Genomic DNA, 19,289 nt, shown 5'->3' with positions numbered 1-19,289 from the left:
CGACTGTTACTCTACAAAGTTTCGTAAATTCATTTTCACTTGCATTAAATGCTGTTTATAGGCATTAAGTTTGTTGGTATAATCAGCTTCAGACATATTTCCTTCGCCGAAGTTTTCTTCTAATTCTAGTATTTTATCCATAATGGCTTTCTGCTTGTTCATTAGGTGCTTAAACGCTTTTTCGTCTTTGTCGGCGAAAAGTCTTTCTTCCTCTGCTCTAGCTTTTACTCTAAAGTAAGTATAGTAGGATATTCCGGCAATAATGATAGCACCCATTACAATTAGGAAAACATGTGGGTCCCAAGTGCGGAGCGGGGATTGTGCCCACATTCTTAAGTGACCAGGATTATGAAAGGCTGGCGCAGTTTTGGTAACGTTTCCTGATTTCACTGTCTCCCCTTGCCCGGCTGAGCCTTTAACATCGCTTGATGCCTGCTGTCTATCCTTTTCGTAGTTCATGGTGAAGCTTTTGCCCGCTTCAAGCTCCTCCACACTATATCCCCAGTAACTCTGTTCATCTAGTTTAAATAGACCTTGATTTGTTGCTTGAACATCTGTAAATTCTATACTTCCCATCCCTTCAGGTACGAGAATTTGCATCATTTGAACAGGGTAGTCAGTAGTGATTACAATATCTACACCTTTTTCCATCCGATAACTATAAGGCAATACCTGTGTCTGATTGGCTGGTACGGGGGTTTTAGTAATAAATCCACTATCTACTTGTTCCGCAGCAATTTTGTTATCTAAAAAAGTAAAACCTGTTGCTCCTGCTGGAATTGTTACTGATAAAACAGCTTCACCTGTACCATTACCAGTAAACTCTTCAGAAGTGGTGTTCGTGTAGTTAACCATATTCATTAAATTGGTGGAACCGTCTGTTGCCGGACTAACAACAAGATAGTGTAGATCAACCGATATAGCTGAGTCTGATGCTGCCATCCCACTCAAGGGGGTTAGCAGCATCAGTCCAAGGAAGAAGACTGTGATTTTCTTGATCACTTTCCTTCCCCCTTTTTCTTTTTATAGCTCTTCATTGTAGCCTCAATTTCACTTTCTACTTCAGCCAGTAAATCATGATCCACTTTTTGGTTGCTCATTTGGTTTTCTTCTTCTTTAATAATCAGCGCAACCTGCACTTCATATTCCTTTTTCAACTTCATGTAATCCGTATGAGCAATCTTATCCATTTTGTACTCGAATTCCAATTCGTTCAATGTTGTTAATAGTGACTCCTTAACTGAAGCTTCGTCTTGTGCTTTTGAAGCAAAGCTTAGATAAGAATCCCAAGTGAAGAATGGAGCTAAAACTAAGAATAGACAGATCAGCACCAACGCAGAAGTAAAAATCATTGATATGATAGAGATTTCTTGCATTATGTTCACATCCTAAAGATAAAAATCGTAATCAACTAATTAAGCAATCTCTTTGCGCACTCCTGTGTATCTAGGAGTCACATTCTGATATTTTCCATTCCATACTGCAAAAATAGAACCAATAACAATCATGAAGGAACCAATCCAAAGCCAAGCAATCATTGGATTTACTCTCACAATAAAAGTTGCCTTTCCATCTTGCTGCCAATCACTTAGGACTATATATAAGTCTTCTCTTAAAGTAGATATGAGTCCTACTTCAGAAGAAGGCTGTTCCCAGTTTCCATAAAACACTTTTTCAGGTTGAATCGTACCAATACGTTTTCCATTTTTGAAGACTGTCAATTCAGCGTAGACAATGTCATTGATACCTTCTCTTTTTTGATCAAGACGCTCATAATTAATACGATAGTCTTTTACTTCAATCGAATCGCCTAAGTTTACAGTTTTCATTGTTTCGATATCATAGTTTTGTGATCCAATAATCCCCATTGCGATAAAGGCAATACCAATGTGGACAATGTAACCGCCGTATCGACGACGATTTTTGATCATTAAACGATATAGTGCTACTGGAATCTTTTCCTTCGTCATTTTTCTTCTAGCCTTGACGCCACGATAAAACTCAAGATAGTGTGTGATAAATAACAGAACGATTACACCAAATCCGATTACTGCCCAAGCCTTCTGCATACCCAGAACAATCATCAGGCCCATTGCTAATACCGCTAAAATTGCTGGAATGAAAAAGTTTTTCTTTAAATTCTTAACTGATGATTTTTGCCAAGCAAGTAACGGACAAACAGCCATCACAAACATCATCGATAATAGAATTGGTGCTTGAACTGAATTAAAGAAAGGAATACCAACCGTTACTTTTGTGCCTTTAATCGCTTCAGATACAAGAGGGAAAATAGTTCCCCAAAACACCGCAAATGCTGAACCAACTAATAATAGATTATTAATTAAGAAGCTGCTTTCTTTTGAAACAAAGGAAGTAAACTCTCCCGCACTTCTTTTTAATAAGCTATAGCGGCTCATTAACACGTATAGGCCACCAATAACAGCAACCCCCATGAAAATTAAGAAGTATAATCCTAGATTTGAATTTGCAAATGCATGAACAGATGTCAGTACTCCGCTTCGGACTAAAAAAGTACCGAATAGTGTTAGTGCGTATGAAGTAATAATTAAGCTGATATTCCAAACCTTAAGCATATTTTTCCGTTCCTGAATCATAACGGAATGTAGAAAGGCAGTAGCTGTTAACCAAGGCATAAAGGATGCATTTTCAACTGGATCCCAAGCCCAATAGCCTCCCCAGCCAAGCTCTACGTATGCCCATTGGCCGCCAAAGATATTACCGAGGCTTAAGAACAACCAGGCAATAATCGTCCAGCGTCTAGTCATCTTAATCCAGAAGTCATCCATATTTTTCAAGATCAAGGCCGCCATCGCAAATGCAAATGGGACAGCAAGACCAACATAACCAAGATAGAGGGTTACTGGATGAATTATCATTCCTGGGTTTTGCAGCATCGGATTTAATCCATGTCCTTCAATAGGGACTTGGTCTAGTAATGTAAATGGCTTTGCTACGAATCCTAGGACTAAAAAGAAGAAAACGATATTTCCTAGTAAAATAGCAGAAATATAAGGAACCATTGGATTTCCTCTCATTTTTCTAGAGAAGGCAATCATTACTGTATATAGGACTAGGAAGAATGTCCAAAGCAGCAAGGAACCTGAGTTACCAGCCCAAAGTGCAGTTAGTTTATAAATGACTGGAAGTTCACTACTTGTATAATCATTTACATACTCATATTGAAATTGTGAGGTAGCCAGCAGGTAAAACATCGACAGCATTGCCATTGTTACAGAGACAAATACTCCGATCATTGCACCTTTACCACTATTAACAAATCGTTGATTCTTCGTACTGATCCCCAAAGTGATAATGAGGAGTGCATAAATTGCTAGTGCTAAGCCTAGATAGATTGTTGTGTTTGCAAATAAGTACATTTCGTCACCTTCTTATCATTTTGCGTCATCAGTTTCTGTTGGTGGAGTATCTAATAATTTTTCATGTGCTTCTGGATCATAATTCTTCATATCTTCTCCTTCGTATTTGGAAGGACATCTAGTTTTAACTGTTTCAGCAACAAATGTATCCTTTTTTGTAGGTGAACCTTGGAGTATAACAATAACACCCTCTGTAAAGTTATCAGGTCTTGTACCATTATTAATCACATGCATGACGTTTCCTTCGTTGTCTTTCAAGTCAAACCTTAGCTCAATATTATCTGCATCCCATTTAATAGATTCTTCTATTAAGAGTCCCTCAACTGTTACAAAATCATCTTTATGGTTTTCCTGGTTAGCTAGTAGATCCTTCATTTTCAGTTCAATACCACTTGAACCTGGTGTAGCAGCCATTAATAAGAATAAAATGGCACCGGCAATAATAAAACCACCGATCATCACTACTGTGTTCTTCTTCATCCCATACACCTCAATTAAACTAGTTTTTTCATTTCTTCTTCATACGTTTCTTGGTCAATCTTTCCTGTCAATAATTTTTTACGCAGTTCTTTTTTATCTTCTATGTGATTAACCTTTGTTTCTTTACGTGCAGGCTGTTTTTTCGGCTGTTGCTTTGATTTCTGTGTTGATGAACTTTGCGGAGCTGTCTGTGCTCTACCCTTTAATCCCAGATAAACAAAGACACCTGCAATGATGATAGCAATCCCAATTACTGAAGCACCGCCTATTCCAATAATTGGTCTGTCAGCATTACTTGAACCGCCATTGTTAAGTTGCTCTGTTGCAGTTGACCCGTTTACACCTGAGTGGTTTTCATCTTTTGGCGGCTGCTGTTTATTAATTGCATCTAGAGTTGATTCAAAACCTTCCTTTTTATAAGAGAAGGAATAGTTATAATTATCTCCAGCCTTCACTTCTTTGTATTGATAGTAGAAAAGTTCTTCTCCATAATCACTTTTGGTTTTATTAGGTGCTTCTGGTTCAAGCGTGATTTCTTCCGCATTTATTGGTGCGTAAAAGATTACATCCAAGGCTTCGACATCAGCAGCGGTGCTAAATTCATATGTAAAGCTTCGATTATCCCTTACTTCAATAGAACCTGTATAATATTCAACCACAAATCTGTAAGATTCATCGTTTTTAATTGCCTTTGATGGTTTCCATGAAATTACTCCCTTTTCAGTATTCACTTCGAAAGGTCTCTGTACCTCTGGTTTATTTTCATCTGGAAATTCTGCAACTAAATATGCCTCAAAGCCCTTATCATTGGTAGGAACAGCGATTTCAATGGTACCTTCAAAATCTTGGCCGCTTCTATTTGTAAAAGTTCCATACTTACCAATTAATAGAGAGGGAGTATTTTCCGGCCATTCCTCTGGATAATCAAACTCAGGCATTACTTGGATTTGTAATTCTGAATACGGAAACTGTTCCGCATTGAATACAAATTCAGCATCTGCTTTTGAAATCATAAAACTTGATAAAATTAACGTGATGACAAATAGAGATAACAATTTTCGCTTAAGCATAATAATCCTCCTTGAGTTAGAAAACGAACTTGTGAAATTCGTTTTTCACTATAGCCCTCTTTGAAATAAATATAATCCTAATCAGTACCCTATTGTTGATTCACATTTGAACATTTTGTAAAAGCCGAAAAATCGTTACGTTTTCGACAAAAAACCACCACAAATTGTTCACATTTTCCTTAGCAGTATAAGAAAACCCCTAAATTCATGTGAATTTAGGGGTTTCTCCTTGCAGAGTCATTTAACTTCTAACGAACGAATATAGGTAACAATATCAGAAATATCATCCTCTGTTAATTGTCGAATTCCGTCAAGGCCTTTTAGTGAAGGGCCCATTCTGGTATCTTCTCGTCCGTACGCTGTACCAATCCAAATTTGCTGATCGGTTGTATATTCCAAATACTGTGGGTTTGAAAGAGCTGTTCCCATCTTTAGTTTGCCAGCACCATTCTCTCCGTGGCAGGTTAAACAATATAAATTGTAAAGCTTTAGACCATTTTCTGCGTTTCCAGCAATTGTTGGCGGAACATCAAATTCGATTTCTTTAGTCTGCCAATCTCTTACAAAGGCAACTAAATGATTTAATTCCTTTTCAGTAAGCCTTGGACCGTAGGCAGGCATGCCTGTGCCTTCTCTTCCATATTTGATGCTGTTATAGATATCTTGATCCAAGACAGAATTCAAATAGTGTTGATTGTTAATGCTGGTACCAGCATTTTTGCCTTCTCCCTTACCTGTTTCACCGTGACAAATTAAGCATTGCTGGTTATATATTTTTTCCCCCGAAGCGATTGCCTCGGATTTTTCACTAGCAAATATATCACTATTTACTATGCAGACTATACTTCCAATAATAATAATTAGATATAAACTATATAATATCTTCTTCATAGGCATCCCTTACTTAGGTTCAGGTGTTGGAGTCGGTTCTCCAAAATCTGCATACTTCTTAGTAATTAAGTCATAGATTTTCTTAGGTTCTTTACCGTCAAGATGCATTTCTACCGCCTCCCGGGCGATATCGATACAGACGTCTCAGGCTATACTCATCGAGTCATAGGCGATTACTGCATTATCTTCACCAAATTGGTCAATATAGCAATCAAGATTACTCATATGACCATCCTCCAGATAACAGCCACAATAACATGGAACACCTGCTACTACCTCTGGGTAGTTAGTAACCATAATATAGGTTTCCTGAATTAGTTCCGATGAATTCAGTACATAATCTGGTAGAGGAGCATGCTTTTTGTCTAAAGCAACATTTGCCTCCTTAGAATTGTTACAAGCAGCTAGTATAAAAATAACAGCGGTGAAAAGCATTACGAGAGCTGGAATTTTTTTCACTTTTATGTCACCCCTTTGCTAGAGTAATATATTTCATTTCTATTTTAACAAATTACTTTCTCTCAAGATGGTTCCAATTCTTACTATTTAGTGAAGTTTTCACAATAGATAGAGTATAAATATAATGAAGCACGAAAAAGCCCTAATCCCGATATAGGACTAAGGCTATTTACTATGCACGTGATACGTAAGATGCTTCTGTTGTGTTGATGATTAATTTGTCACCTTGGTTAATGAAGAAAGGTACTTGAACAGTAAGACCCGTTTCAAGTGTTGCTGATTTTGTTCCGCCAGAAGATGTGTCGCCTTTAATTCCTGGCTCTGTTTCCGTTACTTCTAGGACAACAGTGTTTGGCAGTTCAACACCAAGTGTTTCATAGCCGAACATCATGATGTGAACTTCCATGTTTTCTTTTAGGAATTTTAATTCATACTCGATATTGTCACCAGGAAGCTCCACTTGTTCGTAAGATTCCATATCCATGAATACATGCTGTTCACCACTAGCATAAAGATATTGCATTTTACGGTTATCAATTTGAGCTTTTTCTACTTTCTCACCAGCACGGAACGTCTTCTCCTGAATCGCTCCATTACGGAGGTTACGAAGCTTTGATCGAACGAATGCGGCACCTTTTCCTGGTTTTACGTGTTGGAAATCCAATACGCGCCAAAGGCCGCCATCCACTTCAATCGTTAGCCCTGTTTTAAAATCGTTAACAGAAATCATTGTTTATCCTCCTAGTAAATCACAAAATGATAAGTTCTTTGGTAGAATGAGTTAAGGCTTCGTTGTGTTCCTTCGTAATAAGAGTGTCATCCTCGATTCGAACTCCGCCAAGACCCGGGATGTAAATACCTGGCTCAACAGTCACGAGCATACCTGGTTCTAAAACTAAATCCGAGCGGAAAGATAAAGCAGGACCTTCATGAACTTCCAGCCCAATTCCATGACCTGTCGAGTGTCCAAAGTATTCTCCATAACCCTTTTCTGTTATGTAATCTCTCGTTAGTGAATCTGCCTCTTTACCTGTGATTCCTGGCTTTATTCCAGCCATACCTCTTAATTGAGCCTCTAGAACAATAGCATAGATTTCCTTTAGTTTTTCCTCAGGTTCACCTACTGCCACCGTTCTTGTAATATCTGACACATACCCCTGATAGTAAGCTCCGAAATCAAGCGTTACAAAGTCACCTTTTTCGATTACTTTACCACTAGCTACCCCATGTGGAAGGGCTGAACGATATCCTGATGCTACAATAATATCAAATGAAGAGGACACTGCCCCAGCCTTTCTCATAAAGAACTCAAGCTCATTCGATACTTCAAGTTCAGTTCTACCTGGACGTAGAAAATCCAAAATATGTTTAAATGCTGCATCCGCAATGTCAGCAGCCACCTTTAATATCTTAATCTCTGCATCCGTCTTAATCAAGCGTAATTTTTCAATTACACCTGAAACGGGTACAAGCTCGCAATTTACTGCTTTCTTATAAACATTATAGGAAGAAAAAGTTAGATGCTCTTCTTCAAAACCGAGTTTTTGAATACCAAGCTCTTTTGCTTGTTTTGCTACCTCTTCAGGTATGGTACCAGTGTGTTTAACAATTTCAAATCCCTGGCACTCTTTTGCCGCCTGTTCTATGTAACGAAAATCTGTAATAAATTGTGCTCGGTCCGCACTAATTAGAACAACTCCTGATGAACCGCTAAAGCCGCTTAAATAGCGACGATTAAATTGACTTGTAATTAACATCCCATCAATGCCAAGTGTAGAGAAACTCGCCCTTAATTTTTCTATTTTCTCCATTTGATCTCACTCCCCCTTTTTGAAAATGGCGACCTGCTCCATTAACCTTTTTAGCATGACACCAATATATATTTTAACACAGCGCTATCCCACCTACTACTAATAAAACGTTATGATACTGGTTCTTCTTCCACCTTATTATTTTGATACTCATAATTAATGGAATATCCGATGAATAACCCATATATCATATATAAACAGACCGTGGTAACAAGAGTATTCAATCCTAACTCAAGAAATGGTTTCATACTTGGAAAGATTGGATTCAATACGACAAAGACTAGCAGGAATAGGACAATACCATATCCTAAACCAAACAATATCCCATTAAACTTTTTTAAAGCTAGATAATAAGCAAACGCCATTGCAACAGAAAATACCCCAAGCAATATAAGTGAGATTAACGTACCAAGCCATTGGAATTTCCATTTTCCTAATGCCCATGGCTCCAAAATGATATTGGGCCGAATTTCTGTAAAATTGAAATAATATGCTAATAAGCCTATTGTCCCCCAGAAAAGCCCTCCAAATAATCCTGTCCAAAAAACCATTGCCACAAATGACATTGGTTTCGGATAATTTTTCTTTTTTTGTACAGTTGTCATGGAAGCATCCTCCCTTTAACGATAATGTTGAAACTTCACTATATTATGCCCTTAGATAACCGTAACCTTTCATAAAATAATTATTTAAATGGAAATAGTATGTCATTCTAGAGGTTTTYTCTAATTTGAAGTAGAATAAAAGTAAGTACATACAGTTTTAAGGTCAATCATCATTTCCATGCTTGTATGCTCGAAAAAAGGAATTTCCTTAATTAATCAAAATCTCTATTTCTTAATGTTTAAAATTGGTAAAAAATGCTTATGATGCTCTTAGGGAGGTGGCTTTCTTGAAAAATCGGATATCCGTTCCTTTTTTGGTTGGCAGTCTAATTATTTTAGGATTAATTGGTATTATCGGTAGTTTTACAAAAGATCCATTAGGTTTCCTGAAAAATGTAGTAATCATTGCACTAGTTGGTTTGGTGGTTTACTTTATTTACCGGCAAATTACAAAAGCAAATCCTCAGAAAAAAGAGCAGCAGGCATTTATTAAAGCCGCTAAAAAGTCAAAAAAACGCTTGCATAATAAAAGTGCTGAACCTCACGCCAAAAGTGCTTCACTAGGTTCGTTATCATCCTTAAGGAAAAATAAAAAAACAAAAAAGAAATCTCCAGTCCATTTAACGGTAATAGACGGAAAAAAAGGCAAAAAGAAAAATCGAGCATCATTATAGAGCTCGATTTTCTTTTTCTACCTAATAACTCCAAGATTTGAAAAACTTTTGAGCTGACTCTTTCCCTACATTCAGCAACATCTGCTTTTTCTCATCTGTTAAGTTAAACTCGGTTGCTACCACACCTTCAGTTGGAACAAATATGATGTTTTTAGCATGTTTTCTTGAAATATACCGCGAATCATGTGCATCCATCATCGTTTCAAACAATGCTGTAAATAAATTTATTCCATTTTTGATTTTGTGTCTCTCATGTTCATATTCATGTGGACTCAGCTGTATTCCAATTACCGGTCTAACTTTCTTTATGTTCTCTTTATCAAAAAGCCACATTGGAAAATTACTTAAGACAGCGCCATCCACTAATACATTTAATCCATCAGCAGATTTTAATTTAACTGGTTCAAAGAAGTAAGGGATGCTGCAACTCATCCTAATGGCTTTAGCGATTGAGAAAGAGCCTGGGGAAATCCCATACTTAACTAAGTCATCGGGAAGTACAACCAACCGGCCATTTGATAGATCTGATGCAATGACTCTAAGTGATTGTGGCGGCAGTTGGGAAAAAGTCTTCAGTCCCTTAGCAGCTAATTTCTCCTCAAGCCATTTCTCCAATTCAACCCCTTTATACAAACCCAGCCTCCAAAAAACAAATAACCATTTAGCAAATGGAAAGGGTATAACAGATTTACGAGGGTCCATTAACAAGTTCATGTCTAATTCTTCAAATAGCTGATAGATTTCCTTACTTGTATAACCTGCAGCAATTAACGCTGCAATAATTGACCCAGCACTGGTTCCTGCAACCCTAACAAAACGAAATCCTCTTTTCTCCAATTCTTCAAAAGCACCTATTAGTGCCAAACCTTTGATTCCCCCACCAGAAAAAACACCATCTATTTTCATGGAAGCCCCCTAAAGGTTAACTTATTGTTATATCTTTAAGCGGCTATTGTGAAAAATAGTACGATGTACAAGTTAAAATTTTTACGTGAAATATTGGACAATTGCATTTGGAAAATACTCATTTATATATTGACGAATGGTACTCTCCAAATCTTTAGCCGCTTCATCAGGATACACATACTTCCCAATTCCATAGCGACCCCATTTATATTTGCGCTTTTCTTCATCCATTTCAAGCTTTGTTTTCGGATATCTTTTTGCGATAACATTCTTTGCTGGCTTTGTAAAACGATGCTGGATTAATTCAAAGGTTAAATTTGGGATATGAACTCCGGCTAATTCATCACTTAATCGCTCAAATAGCTCTCGATACCCCTCTTGCCACTCATCATGCATATATATGGGAGCAACAATAAAGCCCAGTGGATAATTAGCTTTAGCCACTTTCCTGGCTGCATGTAACCGGTCCTCAAAAGAAGACGTCCCTGGCTCAAAATTTTTGATGACATAACGCGAATTAACGCTAAAGCGGAATCGTGTTTTTCCATTGTGCTTAGCATCTAGGAGATGGTCAACATGATGAAATTTTGTTACAAATCGAAGTTCGCCAAAATCTGACTCACCTATGAATTCAATGGTCTTTTTTAAAGAATGGGTAAGATGGTCAATTCCTACAATATCAGAGGTACAGGCTGCCTCAAATCGTGTGAGCTCTGGCTTTCGCTCATCCATATATTTCTGAGCCTGCTCAAAGATATCTTCTAAGTTCACATAGGTTCGAATATAAGGCTTACTGCCAAGTGTTGTTTGTAAATAACAGTAATGACAATGTCCCATACACCCAGTGGCTAACGGAATGGCATATTCAGCAGATGGTTTAGATGTATCAAATTTCAGTGTTTTTCTTATGCCTACAACTAAAGTAGATTTTGCATTTCGATATTTCTGGAGTTCATTATCACCAGGCAGGTCTCTGATTTGATTATGGGAAGTCGTTTCTCGAATTTCTAGACCCAGCTTTTCAAATTTCTCTTTCAGTTCCCTCCCTAATGGATAATCCAATGATTTCGGTTCAAAGTAAACGAGCTGGGGCATAAAAGGCTCCATATCATCACAACTTTCACATTTTTTTTGTAGTATGGTTCCAAATACTTACCTTAAATAGATAAAGTTTTTTCCATATTGCTTTATTTGGAACTCTATTTCACGATTTGTCCCTATTTTGTCTACATATTGTTCACCTATATGTAACGTTTCTTCATATCATCAACACATTAATTCTCTATACTTTATCTATCATTTGATTGTAATAAACATGTAAAGGCAGGGAACTTTATGGGTATAAGAAGAGAAACCATTAAGGTGTATGATATGACCTGTACATCTTGTGAAAGGCGAGTAGAAAGGACGGTAAAAAAAGTAAATGGCATCCTCGATGTAAAGGCAAGTTTTAGTGGTCAATTTGCCGATATTGAATTTGATGATGAACTATGTAGTCTGAAAGAAATCAAAGCTGCCATTCAGAGTGTAGGATATGGAACAGAGAATCCAAAGAGCTACAAATTAATGGGCATTATGATTGTTGTAGCCGCTGTTGTACTTTTAGGCATGAATACTGGCAGTTATAATATGGAAGAAATCCTAAATAATGCTTCCTATGCAGTCTTATTTGTGGTTGGTCTTATAACCTCTGTGCATTGTGTTGGTATGTGTGGTGGGATCATGCTTTCACAAAGTATTAGAAAGGAGAGTAAGAATAAACTAGAGGCCCTGCGTCCAGCTATCCTTTATAACCTTGGAAGAGTGGCAGCCTATACAATTCTTGGAGGAGTAATCGGAGCAGTCGGTTCCGTTTTTGCTCTTTCACTAACGGCTAAAGCTGGTTTGCAATTATTTGCTGGTATTTTTATGATTATGATGGGCTTTAATATGGCAGGTTTTAAGTTCTTCCGGAAGATTCAAATTCCGTTGCCAAAAGCCGCTTGTAATGTGATGAACAAAAGAGCTCCGTTTGTTGTTGGACTTCTTAATGGATTTATGCCTTGCGGACCCCTTCAAACCATGCAAATCTTCGCACTAGGAACGGGCAGTGTGGCTGCCGGTGCTTTATCAATGTTTATGTTTTCCATTGGTACGGTACCATTAATGCTTACCTTTGGAGCACTATCAGGTTTATTAAGTAAAGGATATACAAAGCAGATCCTAAAATTTAGCGGTGTATTGATTATTATGCTTGGCCTGATCATGAGTAATAGAGGTCTTGCTCTCGCAGGGATGAATATGAGTCCCCTCGCTCTTATGGATCGAGTTGGAGCTTTTGGCGAACCGGCTTCCTCTACTGGATCTGCTAATAATGTTATAAAAGCTACGATCCAAGATGGAATACAGGTTTTAAATATGTCTGCCACCTTAAGAGGATATACACCAAATACACTCTATGTACAAAAGGGCATTCCTGTTAAATGGGTAATTGATGGTGAGGAGATTACGGGCTGTAATAATGCCATCGTTGTCCCTGATATGAATATTGAGAAGAAGCTCCAAAGCGGAGATAATTTAATTGAATTCACACCCGGAGAAAGTGATGTAAACTTCAGCTGTTGGATGGGAATGAAACGAGGAGTTATTAAGGTTGTTGATGATCTCAATTCTATTTCAGTTACGAGCAGTGATGGATCAGGAGTAGATACGGCCGTTGCCGCTGAGGAAAATTCATCAGTTCAATCACAGCCAAGTATTTATGGTGATGATATGAGTAAAGTAGCTACTGAACGTTTAATTAAAAAAGCTCAGCTAGTAGATGATATGCAAACAATAGGGATAAAAGGTATTGGTTACGAATTAGATCCACTTGTAATGGTGGCAAACCTGGGAATGAAAACAAAGGTAACCTTTGATTTATCTGCCTTTGATTCTGCTGATGGATACTTCCTCATCATGAATTCAAATACAAGACAAATTGTTACTAGTTTTAACGGAACAAATGGAATCGTTGAAGTTGAATTTACGATCGACAAAGCTGCTCCGTATGCGATTTATCTGAATGAAGAAGAATTAATTGGTCTAATTGAAGTAGTCGATGACCTTAATTCGGTTGACTTAGAGGCTGTTAGAGGTAAGTACCTTAAATAATTTCTAAAACGGGATGGGCTGCCATCCCGTTTTTTTTCACATCAAGAAAAAAGTTTAGGTGCAATGTATCTGCTACCTAAACTCTTTTTGTTTTATCTTACTGGTTTAAAACCTTTTAGACGCAGCGCATTTAGTAGAACGGAAACTGAGCTGAAGCTCATGGCGGCGGCTGCAATGATTGGATTTAATAGTGGTCCTCCAAATAGGTAGAGAATCCCCATTGCTACTGGGATGCCAAGAGTGTTATAACCGAATGCCCAAAATAGGTTTTGCTTGATGTTAGAAATAGTCTTTTTGCTCAACTGGATGGCTGTAGGTACATCCATTAAATCACTTCGCATTAGGACAATGTCAGCTGATTCCATCGCCACATCTGTTCCAGAACCAATTGCTATACCAATATCTGCTTGTGCTAATGCCGGTGCATCATTAATACCATCACCGACCATTGCTACTTTCCTGCCCTCTGCTTGAATCTTTTTTACCTCATTTGCTTTATCTTCTGGAAGGACCTCTGCTAAAACCCGATCGATTCCGACCTGCTTAGCGATTGCCTCTGCGGTGCGTTTATTATCACCAGTGATCATTGCAACTTCAATTCCCATTTTATGAAGCTGCTGTATTGCTTTTTTACTATTATCCTTCACTGTATCTGCGACAGCGATAATACCAGCTATCTGATTGTCTATCGCAACATACATAGGGGTTTTCCCTTCACCAGCCAGCTGGTTAGAGGTTTCTTCTAGATCACCTAGCGAGATGTTTCTTTCAACCATCAACTTTCTATTTCCTAGCAGTAGATTGAGCTCATCTATCTTAACTTCTATACCGTGACCAGGAATTGCATTAAAGTAGTCTAATTTCTTAAAAATAAGACCCTTATCTTCTGCACCCTTGACAATCGCTTCTCCAAGAGGATGTTCTGAACCTTTTTCAGCTGAAGCTGCTAATTGCAGCAGGTACTCTTTAGATATACTATTTAAAGTAATAATATCTGTTACCTTTGGTTTTCCCTCTGTAATCGTACCTGTTTTATCAAATACAACTGTTTTAATTTTATGAGCTGTTTCTAACGCAACACCACTCTTAATCAATACTCCATGTTCCGCACCCTTACCCGTTCCAACCATAATTGCCGTTGGAGTCGCAAGCCCCAAGGCACAGGGACAGGCAATGACAAGGACAGAGATAAAGATAGTTAGAGAGAAAACACCTGTTTCACCTGCTAAGAAATACCATGCCAAGGAAGATACAATTGAAATAGCAATAACCACCGGTACAAAATAACCAGAAATGATATCAGCCATTTTCGCAATAGGAGCCTTTGAGCCTTGGGCATCCTCTACTAGTTTAATAATTTGAGCAAGGGCAGTATCGTTACCTACTTTAGTTGCTTTGTATTGAATTGCACCATTTTTATTAATACTTGCACCAATTATTTTATCCCCGATATTCTTTTCAACCGGCATGCTCTCACCTGTAAGCATCGATTCATCTACCGATGTCACACCTAGAATGACTTCACCATCAACAGGCATTTTTTCACCTGGCTTAACAACAATGACGTCTCCTACTTCAACTTCGTCAATTGGTATCTCAACTTCTTGACCGTTTCGAATAATGACTGCCGTTTTAGGTGCTAGTCCCATTAGTGTTTTGATGGCTTCAGAGGTTTTCCCCTTCGTAACCGCTTCTAAATATTTTCCTAATAGGATCAATGTAATAATAACCCCGGCTGCTTCAAAATAAAGATCGTAAGCATAATCAATATTTCCGCCATAAATCTGAAAGATCGCAAATATCCCATATAGGAATGCTGCTGATGTTCCAATAGCAATTAACGAATCCATATTAGGACTGCCTTTAAATAAGGAACTGAAGCCGATTGTAAAGAATTTGTTTCCGGCTATTAGAACCGGCAGAACTAATATAAGCTGTACAATTGCGAATGTTAAAGGATTCACCATTGGATCGATAAACTCTGGAAGTGTAAACCCGATTGGAGCGCCAAACATATGCCCCATAGTGATCACAAGAAGTGGTGCCGTGAAAATTAAAGAGGTAATAAACTGTTTCCAAAGGAGCTTGATTTCCTTCTCCTTTCTCTCCTTATCACTATCAATAGTGGTTTCTTCTTCAATGGCTTTGTATCCCGCCTTTTCTACTGCATTCTTGATATCTGATAGTCTCACTTTAGAAGGTTCAAAACTGATTGATAATTTTTCAGTTGCGTAGTTCACATTAGCTTCTAACACACCATCCAACTTGCCTGTTACCTTCTCGATTCGTTTTGCACAGGCAACACAGGTCATACCTTCAATTTTCAACTGTCTTTTTCTAGACTCAACCATCGCCTCATAACCAGCTTTTTCAATTGCTGCCTGGATGGATGGGATCGTTACAATTGATTCATCGAATTGAATGGTCAGTTTTTCGGTTGCATAATTCACACTAGATTCTTGTACACCGGCTAGCTTACTAGTAACTTTTTCAACTCTTTTGGCACAGGCAGCACAGGTCATTCCGCCTATTTTCAAACTCTGTTCCATTCCTCTCACCTCTTTTATCTATGGTTGTTAAACCACCCCTTATAAAGAGGTGGCTATGTTTTTAGTAATTAGTTTTTAATATCATAGATTCTAATAATCTGGTCAGGGGTTGGTCCCATCCCCATATCGTCATCACTTGCTTCTTTAAATACCCAGCCACTGTCCTGAAGCTTGTTAATATCTAAACCCGCGTCAATAAGCGGGGCGGCCTTCAGGGCAAATATCATATCGGCATCATTTAAGCCCAGCTTTTCTGTCCATTGAACTTGATTTCCCTCTCCTAGTATGAGGGCATAATGCTGTTCATTTTCATGATATTTGACACTGTCAGTAGCTTCTTTTAAAAGCCTTCTCATCGAATCCTCGGAGCCATTTGAAGATTGTTTTTTATCGCTGACATTGAACGGCTTGATTAATCTATTAGGTAATTCATTGCCTTTATCATCTTTACCTGCAGGCTCATATAACCATTCATTACGATCAAGCTTGTTAATATCCAGCCCTGCCTCTACTAACGGATCGGCCAGCATTACCATTGCAAAGTCCGCTTTATTCGCCGACATATCTTTACTCCATTCAAACTTTTCACCCGTTGGCAATTCAAAGCCCCAATGCTTCAGTTCTTCATGATACCCTTTTTTATCTGGATATGCTTTGACGATCTCATTAAATGCATTTAGGGCTTTGTCTGCTTGTTCGTCTCCTGTTATGGGCCTGCTGCAGCCTGTAAATACTGTTAAAATTGCGGTTGAAACTAGTAAAGCGGCTATTTTCTTCTTCATTTTTCTACACTCCCTATACCTATTGTTTACATCTTTAGAATAAAGAATTGTTATGTAGACAATATGAAGAAATAGACTATGTCATTTTTTAGCCACAGTTTAGGAATCCATTTGTTTATTAAAATAGATTTTAACCTCTGTGCCGTTTCCTTCTTTACTGTCGATCTCAATTTTTGCATAGTGTAGTTCTAGGATATTTTGGACAATGGTTAAGCCGATTCCAGTTCCTTCTATTTGATGTCTGCTTTTGTCTCCTCGATAAAGACGCTCAAAAATAAACGGCAGATCTTCCTCTTTGATTCCCATCCCATGGTCCTTCACTACAACAATTATGTTTTTTCGATTTTCATAGAGGTGAATCTGCACATTACTTTCACCTTTGGAAAACTTAATCGCATTGGAGATAAGGTTGATAAATACTTGTTTAATCTTGTCTTTATCACCTGTAATTGAGTAATCTTTATTTGGATGGAATTGGTATTCAATCTTAATTCCTTTGTTTTCAGCCGATTGATAAAAATCCATACATACATCCGTAATTAATTGGTCCAGTATAATTGGTTCATAGTTTAGCTTGATACTTTCTGATTCAAATTCTTTCAGGACATTTAAGTCGTTTATTAATTTACCAAACCGAATGACTTCCTCATTTAGTTGAACTAAGCCTTTATTTGTTACCGGAAAAACACCATCAATCATTGCCTCAAGATTGTTTTGGAGAACATTGAGCGGTGTGCGGATTTCATGTGTAATATCTGAAACTAATCGTTTTCTCAATGTATCCTGAAACTTTAGTTTTTCAGCCAAGATATTTACACTTTTTCGTAAATCTTCTAACTCTTCTATGTTACTAATTAGGCTAGACTTGGAATCAAACTTGCCTTTTGATAAGTTAACAGACATCTTTGCTACATCTCTGATTGGAGCTGAAAACTGCTTAGAATAATAGAGACTTAGAAGACTGATAATGATTAAAGTAAGCACACCACTAGCAATAATACTTTTATTGATTGATTTTTTAAAATTAACATCTTCTTTAGATAACAGCACTGATGAATACTGTCCGATATCAACGTAACCTACGATGTTACCTTCCATGCTAATTTCAAAGGTCTTAGTAGTATAGACTCCATGGTCTTGTATGGGCATTTGCATATCACCCACATGAATTTGAGTTTGTAAATCACCTGGATCCATTCCCCATACGGGTTCTTTGTTAGAGTCTAAAAGTGTTAAGCAATAATTGCCCATAATTGCTTCGTGCATTAACTCAATACCAGCCTCTTCCGTCCATTTGCCTCTTTTTTTGTAGGCTTCCTCAAAATAAGAGACAATTCTCTCATACCTTTTCTCCTGATTATCCTCCATATAGTCATTAAATTTATTTGTCACTGTTATATTTACAAACACTGTTACGAGTAGGATTGCAGCAATGGCACACATAACAAATAAAATACTTAATTTTCTGCTGATTGATTGCATTTACTTGTCCCCGCCAAATTTATATCCAGCTTTCATGACTGTTACAATGTATTTAGGGTTCTTTGTGTCAGTTTCGATTTTCTTTCTAATGTTTTTGATATGGACATCAACGGTACGGTCATAGCCGTTAAAATCAACACCAAAGATTTTGTCTATCAGCTGTTCTCTTGATAACACCTTTCCCTTATTAGCCACAAGTGTGCATAAAATATCAAATTCACTAGGAGTAAATGGAATATCTTTGCCGAGAAGGCTAACCGTTCTGTTATCGCAATCAATTTGTAGATACCGATCGTTATAGATGACATTTGACGAGCCTAATCTTCTAAATAGTGCATTGACTCTTGCTGTCAATTCCCTAGGACTAAAGGGTTTAATTAAATATTCGTCTGCGCCTATATTCAAGCCCTCAATTCGGTCATTAAGAGAACCCTTTGCGGTCAGCATAAAAATATGCACATCGGATGTTTGACGGATGATTTTGCACACATCTTCACCACTTATATCTGGAAGCATTAAATCGAGAATTACAAGTTTGAAATCCGTTGTCTTAAACTTTTCAATGCCTCTCGAACCTGTAGTGGTACACTGTACACTGTACCCTTCCTTCTCTAAATAACCCTTTAATACGACGGAAACACTTTCTTCATCCTCGATGATCAATATATGGTTCATAAGATTTCACCCTGCTTTGTAATGTAACTACTTAAGGTTAGTATACTAGCTAGGTATAGTGGAAAAAGAGAAAAAGGCTGACAATTGTGTGTCAGCCTTTTTCTTTGTATTACTTTTTTATACGATGTCGTAGCCTTGGTCATCGATGGTTTCTTTAATTGTTTCCAATGTAACAGCTTCTTGATTGAATTCTACATCAACCGTTGCTGCATCTAGGTTAACCTTAACGGAGTTAACACCGCTAAGTTCACCCACACTGCCTTCGATTGCTTTTACGCAATGACCACAAGACATTCCTTGTACTTTTAACGTTACTTTTTCCATTCTGCTACTCCCCTTTTTAGTAAGCTTTTTTATCACGACTCAATTTTACTA

The 19,289-nt window shown here is 37.7% G+C and carries 19 protein-coding genes; 2 read left to right on the top strand and 17 right to left on the bottom strand.

The genetic code is table 11. The annotated features are described in order from the left end of the window. Positions 1–6: 6 nt before the first annotated feature. The 10 genes from BTR25_RS04110 to BTR25_RS04060 form a co-directional block, all read right to left on the bottom strand. On the bottom strand, positions 7–1,002 hold the full coding sequence (locus BTR25_RS04110) for a hypothetical protein (RefSeq protein WP_075686390.1): 996 nt from the start codon (positions 1,000–1,002) through the stop codon (positions 7–9). Continuing rightward, complete coding sequence (locus BTR25_RS04105) at positions 999–1,376, bottom strand: hypothetical protein (RefSeq protein WP_075686388.1); 378 nt, start codon at positions 1,374–1,376, stop codon at positions 999–1,001. The genes BTR25_RS04110 and BTR25_RS04105 overlap by 4 nt, the downstream gene beginning before the upstream one ends. Before the next feature lie 39 nt (positions 1,377–1,415). Next, entirely contained in the window at positions 1,416–3,398 is a 1,983-nt protein-coding gene (locus tag BTR25_RS04100; protein WP_075686387.1) for a heme lyase CcmF/NrfE family subunit, read from the bottom strand. Between the two features lie 15 nt (positions 3,399–3,413). Then, positions 3,414–3,878: a cytochrome c maturation protein CcmE gene (locus tag BTR25_RS04095; protein ID WP_075686385.1), complete on the bottom strand. Its 465-nt coding sequence runs from the start codon at positions 3,876–3,878 to the stop codon at positions 3,414–3,416. 14 nt (positions 3,879–3,892) lie between these two features. After that, entirely contained in the window at positions 3,893–4,948 is a 1,056-nt protein-coding gene (locus tag BTR25_RS04090; protein WP_075686383.1) for a hypothetical protein, read from the bottom strand. Between the two features lie 237 nt (positions 4,949–5,185). Then, on the bottom strand, positions 5,186–5,839 hold the full coding sequence (locus BTR25_RS04085) for a c-type cytochrome (protein WP_075686381.1): 654 nt from the start codon (positions 5,837–5,839) through the stop codon (positions 5,186–5,188). A 9-nt stretch (positions 5,840–5,848) separates the two neighbouring features. Next, entirely contained in the window at positions 5,849–6,298 is a 450-nt protein-coding gene (locus BTR25_RS28595) for a PCYCGC motif-containing (lipo)protein (protein ID WP_368482963.1), read from the bottom strand. A gap of 172 nt (positions 6,299–6,470) precedes the next feature. Then, positions 6,471–7,028: an elongation factor P gene (gene efp / locus BTR25_RS04070; protein WP_075686377.1), complete on the bottom strand. Its 558-nt coding sequence runs from the start codon at positions 7,026–7,028 to the stop codon at positions 6,471–6,473. A 19-nt stretch (positions 7,029–7,047) separates the two neighbouring features. Next, entirely contained in the window at positions 7,048–8,109 is a 1,062-nt protein-coding gene (locus BTR25_RS04065; protein WP_075686375.1) for a M24 family metallopeptidase, read from the bottom strand. Positions 8,110–8,219: 110 nt separating this feature from the next. Continuing rightward, positions 8,220–8,714, bottom strand: a complete 495-nt coding sequence (locus BTR25_RS04060; protein WP_075686373.1) for a YqhR family membrane protein — start codon at positions 8,712–8,714, stop codon at positions 8,220–8,222. Positions 8,715–8,992: 278 nt separating this feature from the next. Here BTR25_RS04060 and BTR25_RS04055 point away from each other — a divergent pair, with 278 nt between their 5' ends. Next, the gene (locus tag BTR25_RS04055; protein WP_254842621.1) at positions 8,993–9,388 is read left to right on the top strand and encodes an SA1362 family protein; all 396 of its coding nucleotides are present in this window, start codon (positions 8,993–8,995) and stop codon (positions 9,386–9,388) included. 21 nt (positions 9,389–9,409) lie between these two features. On the opposite strand, the gene BTR25_RS04050 is transcribed toward BTR25_RS04055, so the two are convergent. Both BTR25_RS04050 and splB read right to left on the bottom strand, forming a co-directional pair. After that, positions 9,410–10,294: a patatin-like phospholipase family protein gene (locus BTR25_RS04050; protein ID WP_075686369.1), complete on the bottom strand. Its 885-nt coding sequence runs from the start codon at positions 10,292–10,294 to the stop codon at positions 9,410–9,412. Between the two features lie 81 nt (positions 10,295–10,375). Beyond that, positions 10,376–11,401: a spore photoproduct lyase gene (gene splB / locus BTR25_RS04045; protein WP_075686367.1), complete on the bottom strand. Its 1,026-nt coding sequence runs from the start codon at positions 11,399–11,401 to the stop codon at positions 10,376–10,378. Between the two features lie 228 nt (positions 11,402–11,629). Between splB and BTR25_RS04040 the strand changes: the two genes are divergently transcribed. Then, the gene (locus BTR25_RS04040; protein WP_075686365.1) at positions 11,630–13,426 is read left to right on the top strand and encodes an urease accessory protein UreH domain-containing protein; all 1,797 of its coding nucleotides are present in this window, start codon (positions 11,630–11,632) and stop codon (positions 13,424–13,426) included. Positions 13,427–13,518: 92 nt separating this feature from the next. Here BTR25_RS04040 and BTR25_RS04035 read toward each other — a convergent pair whose 3' ends face one another. The 5 genes from BTR25_RS04035 to copZ all read right to left on the bottom strand — a co-directional run bounded on the left by BTR25_RS04035 (position 13,519) and on the right by copZ (position 19,238). Then, positions 13,519–15,975 carry a heavy metal translocating P-type ATPase gene (locus BTR25_RS04035; protein ID WP_075686363.1) on the bottom strand — a complete coding sequence of 819 codons (2,457 nt, stop codon included), beginning with the start codon at positions 15,973–15,975 and terminating at the stop codon, positions 13,519–13,521. 68 nt (positions 15,976–16,043) lie between these two features. Continuing rightward, on the bottom strand, positions 16,044–16,757 hold the full coding sequence (locus BTR25_RS04030; RefSeq protein WP_075686361.1) for a hypothetical protein: 714 nt from the start codon (positions 16,755–16,757) through the stop codon (positions 16,044–16,046). 99 nt (positions 16,758–16,856) lie between these two features. Next, positions 16,857–18,239, bottom strand: a complete 1,383-nt coding sequence (locus tag BTR25_RS04025) for a sensor histidine kinase (protein WP_075686359.1) — start codon at positions 18,237–18,239, stop codon at positions 16,857–16,859. After that, a complete protein-coding gene (locus BTR25_RS04020) occupies positions 18,240–18,914 on the bottom strand; it encodes a response regulator transcription factor (RefSeq protein WP_075686357.1) in 675 nt (224 codons plus the stop codon). A gap of 117 nt (positions 18,915–19,031) precedes the next feature. Continuing rightward, on the bottom strand, positions 19,032–19,238 hold the full coding sequence (gene copZ / locus BTR25_RS04015; RefSeq protein WP_075686355.1) for a copper chaperone CopZ: 207 nt from the start codon (positions 19,236–19,238) through the stop codon (positions 19,032–19,034). Between the last annotated feature and the right edge of the window lie 51 nt (positions 19,239–19,289).

Origin of the sequence: Bacillus sp. MRMR6 (genome assembly GCF_001940785.1) — a bacterium.
Classification (GTDB): Bacteria; Bacillota; Bacilli; order Bacillales; family Cytobacillaceae; genus Neobacillus.
This window is presented reverse-complemented; position numbering and strand designations above follow the sequence as displayed.

Coding starts and splice junctions, on each gene's coding strand:
- BTR25_RS04100 (WP_075686387.1), bottom strand. CDS start 3,398: ATGTACTTATTTGCAAACACAACAATCTATCTAGGCTTAGCACTAGCA.
- BTR25_RS04020 (WP_075686357.1), bottom strand. CDS start 18,914: ATGAACCATATATTGATCATCGAGGATGAAGAAAGTGTTTCCGTCGTA.
- BTR25_RS04035 (WP_075686363.1), bottom strand. CDS start 15,975: ATGGAACAGAGTTTGAAAATAGGCGGAATGACCTGTGCTGCCTGTGCC.
- BTR25_RS04025 (WP_075686359.1), bottom strand. CDS start 18,239: ATGCAATCAATCAGCAGAAAATTAAGTATTTTATTTGTTATGTGTGCC.
- BTR25_RS04095 (WP_075686385.1), bottom strand. CDS start 3,878: ATGAAGAAGAACACAGTAGTGATGATCGGTGGTTTTATTATTGCCGGT.
- copZ (WP_075686355.1), bottom strand. CDS start 19,238: ATGGAAAAAGTAACGTTAAAAGTACAAGGAATGTCTTGTGGTCATTGC.
- BTR25_RS04030 (WP_075686361.1), bottom strand. CDS start 16,757: ATGAAGAAGAAAATAGCCGCTTTACTAGTTTCAACCGCAATTTTAACA.
- splB (WP_075686367.1), bottom strand. CDS start 11,401: ATGGAGCCTTTTATGCCCCAGCTCGTTTACTTTGAACCGAAATCATTG.
- BTR25_RS04050 (WP_075686369.1), bottom strand. CDS start 10,294: ATGAAAATAGATGGTGTTTTTTCTGGTGGGGGAATCAAAGGTTTGGCA.
- BTR25_RS04105 (WP_075686388.1), bottom strand. CDS start 1,376: ATGCAAGAAATCTCTATCATATCAATGATTTTTACTTCTGCGTTGGTG.
- BTR25_RS04090 (WP_075686383.1), bottom strand. CDS start 4,948: ATGCTTAAGCGAAAATTGTTATCTCTATTTGTCATCACGTTAATTTTA.
- BTR25_RS04065 (WP_075686375.1), bottom strand. CDS start 8,109: ATGGAGAAAATAGAAAAATTAAGGGCGAGTTTCTCTACACTTGGCATT.
- efp (WP_075686377.1), bottom strand. CDS start 7,028: ATGATTTCTGTTAACGATTTTAAAACAGGGCTAACGATTGAAGTGGAT.
- BTR25_RS04040 (WP_075686365.1), top strand. CDS start 11,630: ATGGGTATAAGAAGAGAAACCATTAAGGTGTATGATATGACCTGTACA.
- BTR25_RS04060 (WP_075686373.1), bottom strand. CDS start 8,714: ATGACAACTGTACAAAAAAAGAAAAATTATCCGAAACCAATGTCATTT.
- BTR25_RS04085 (WP_075686381.1), bottom strand. CDS start 5,839: ATGAAGAAGATATTATATAGTTTATATCTAATTATTATTATTGGAAGT.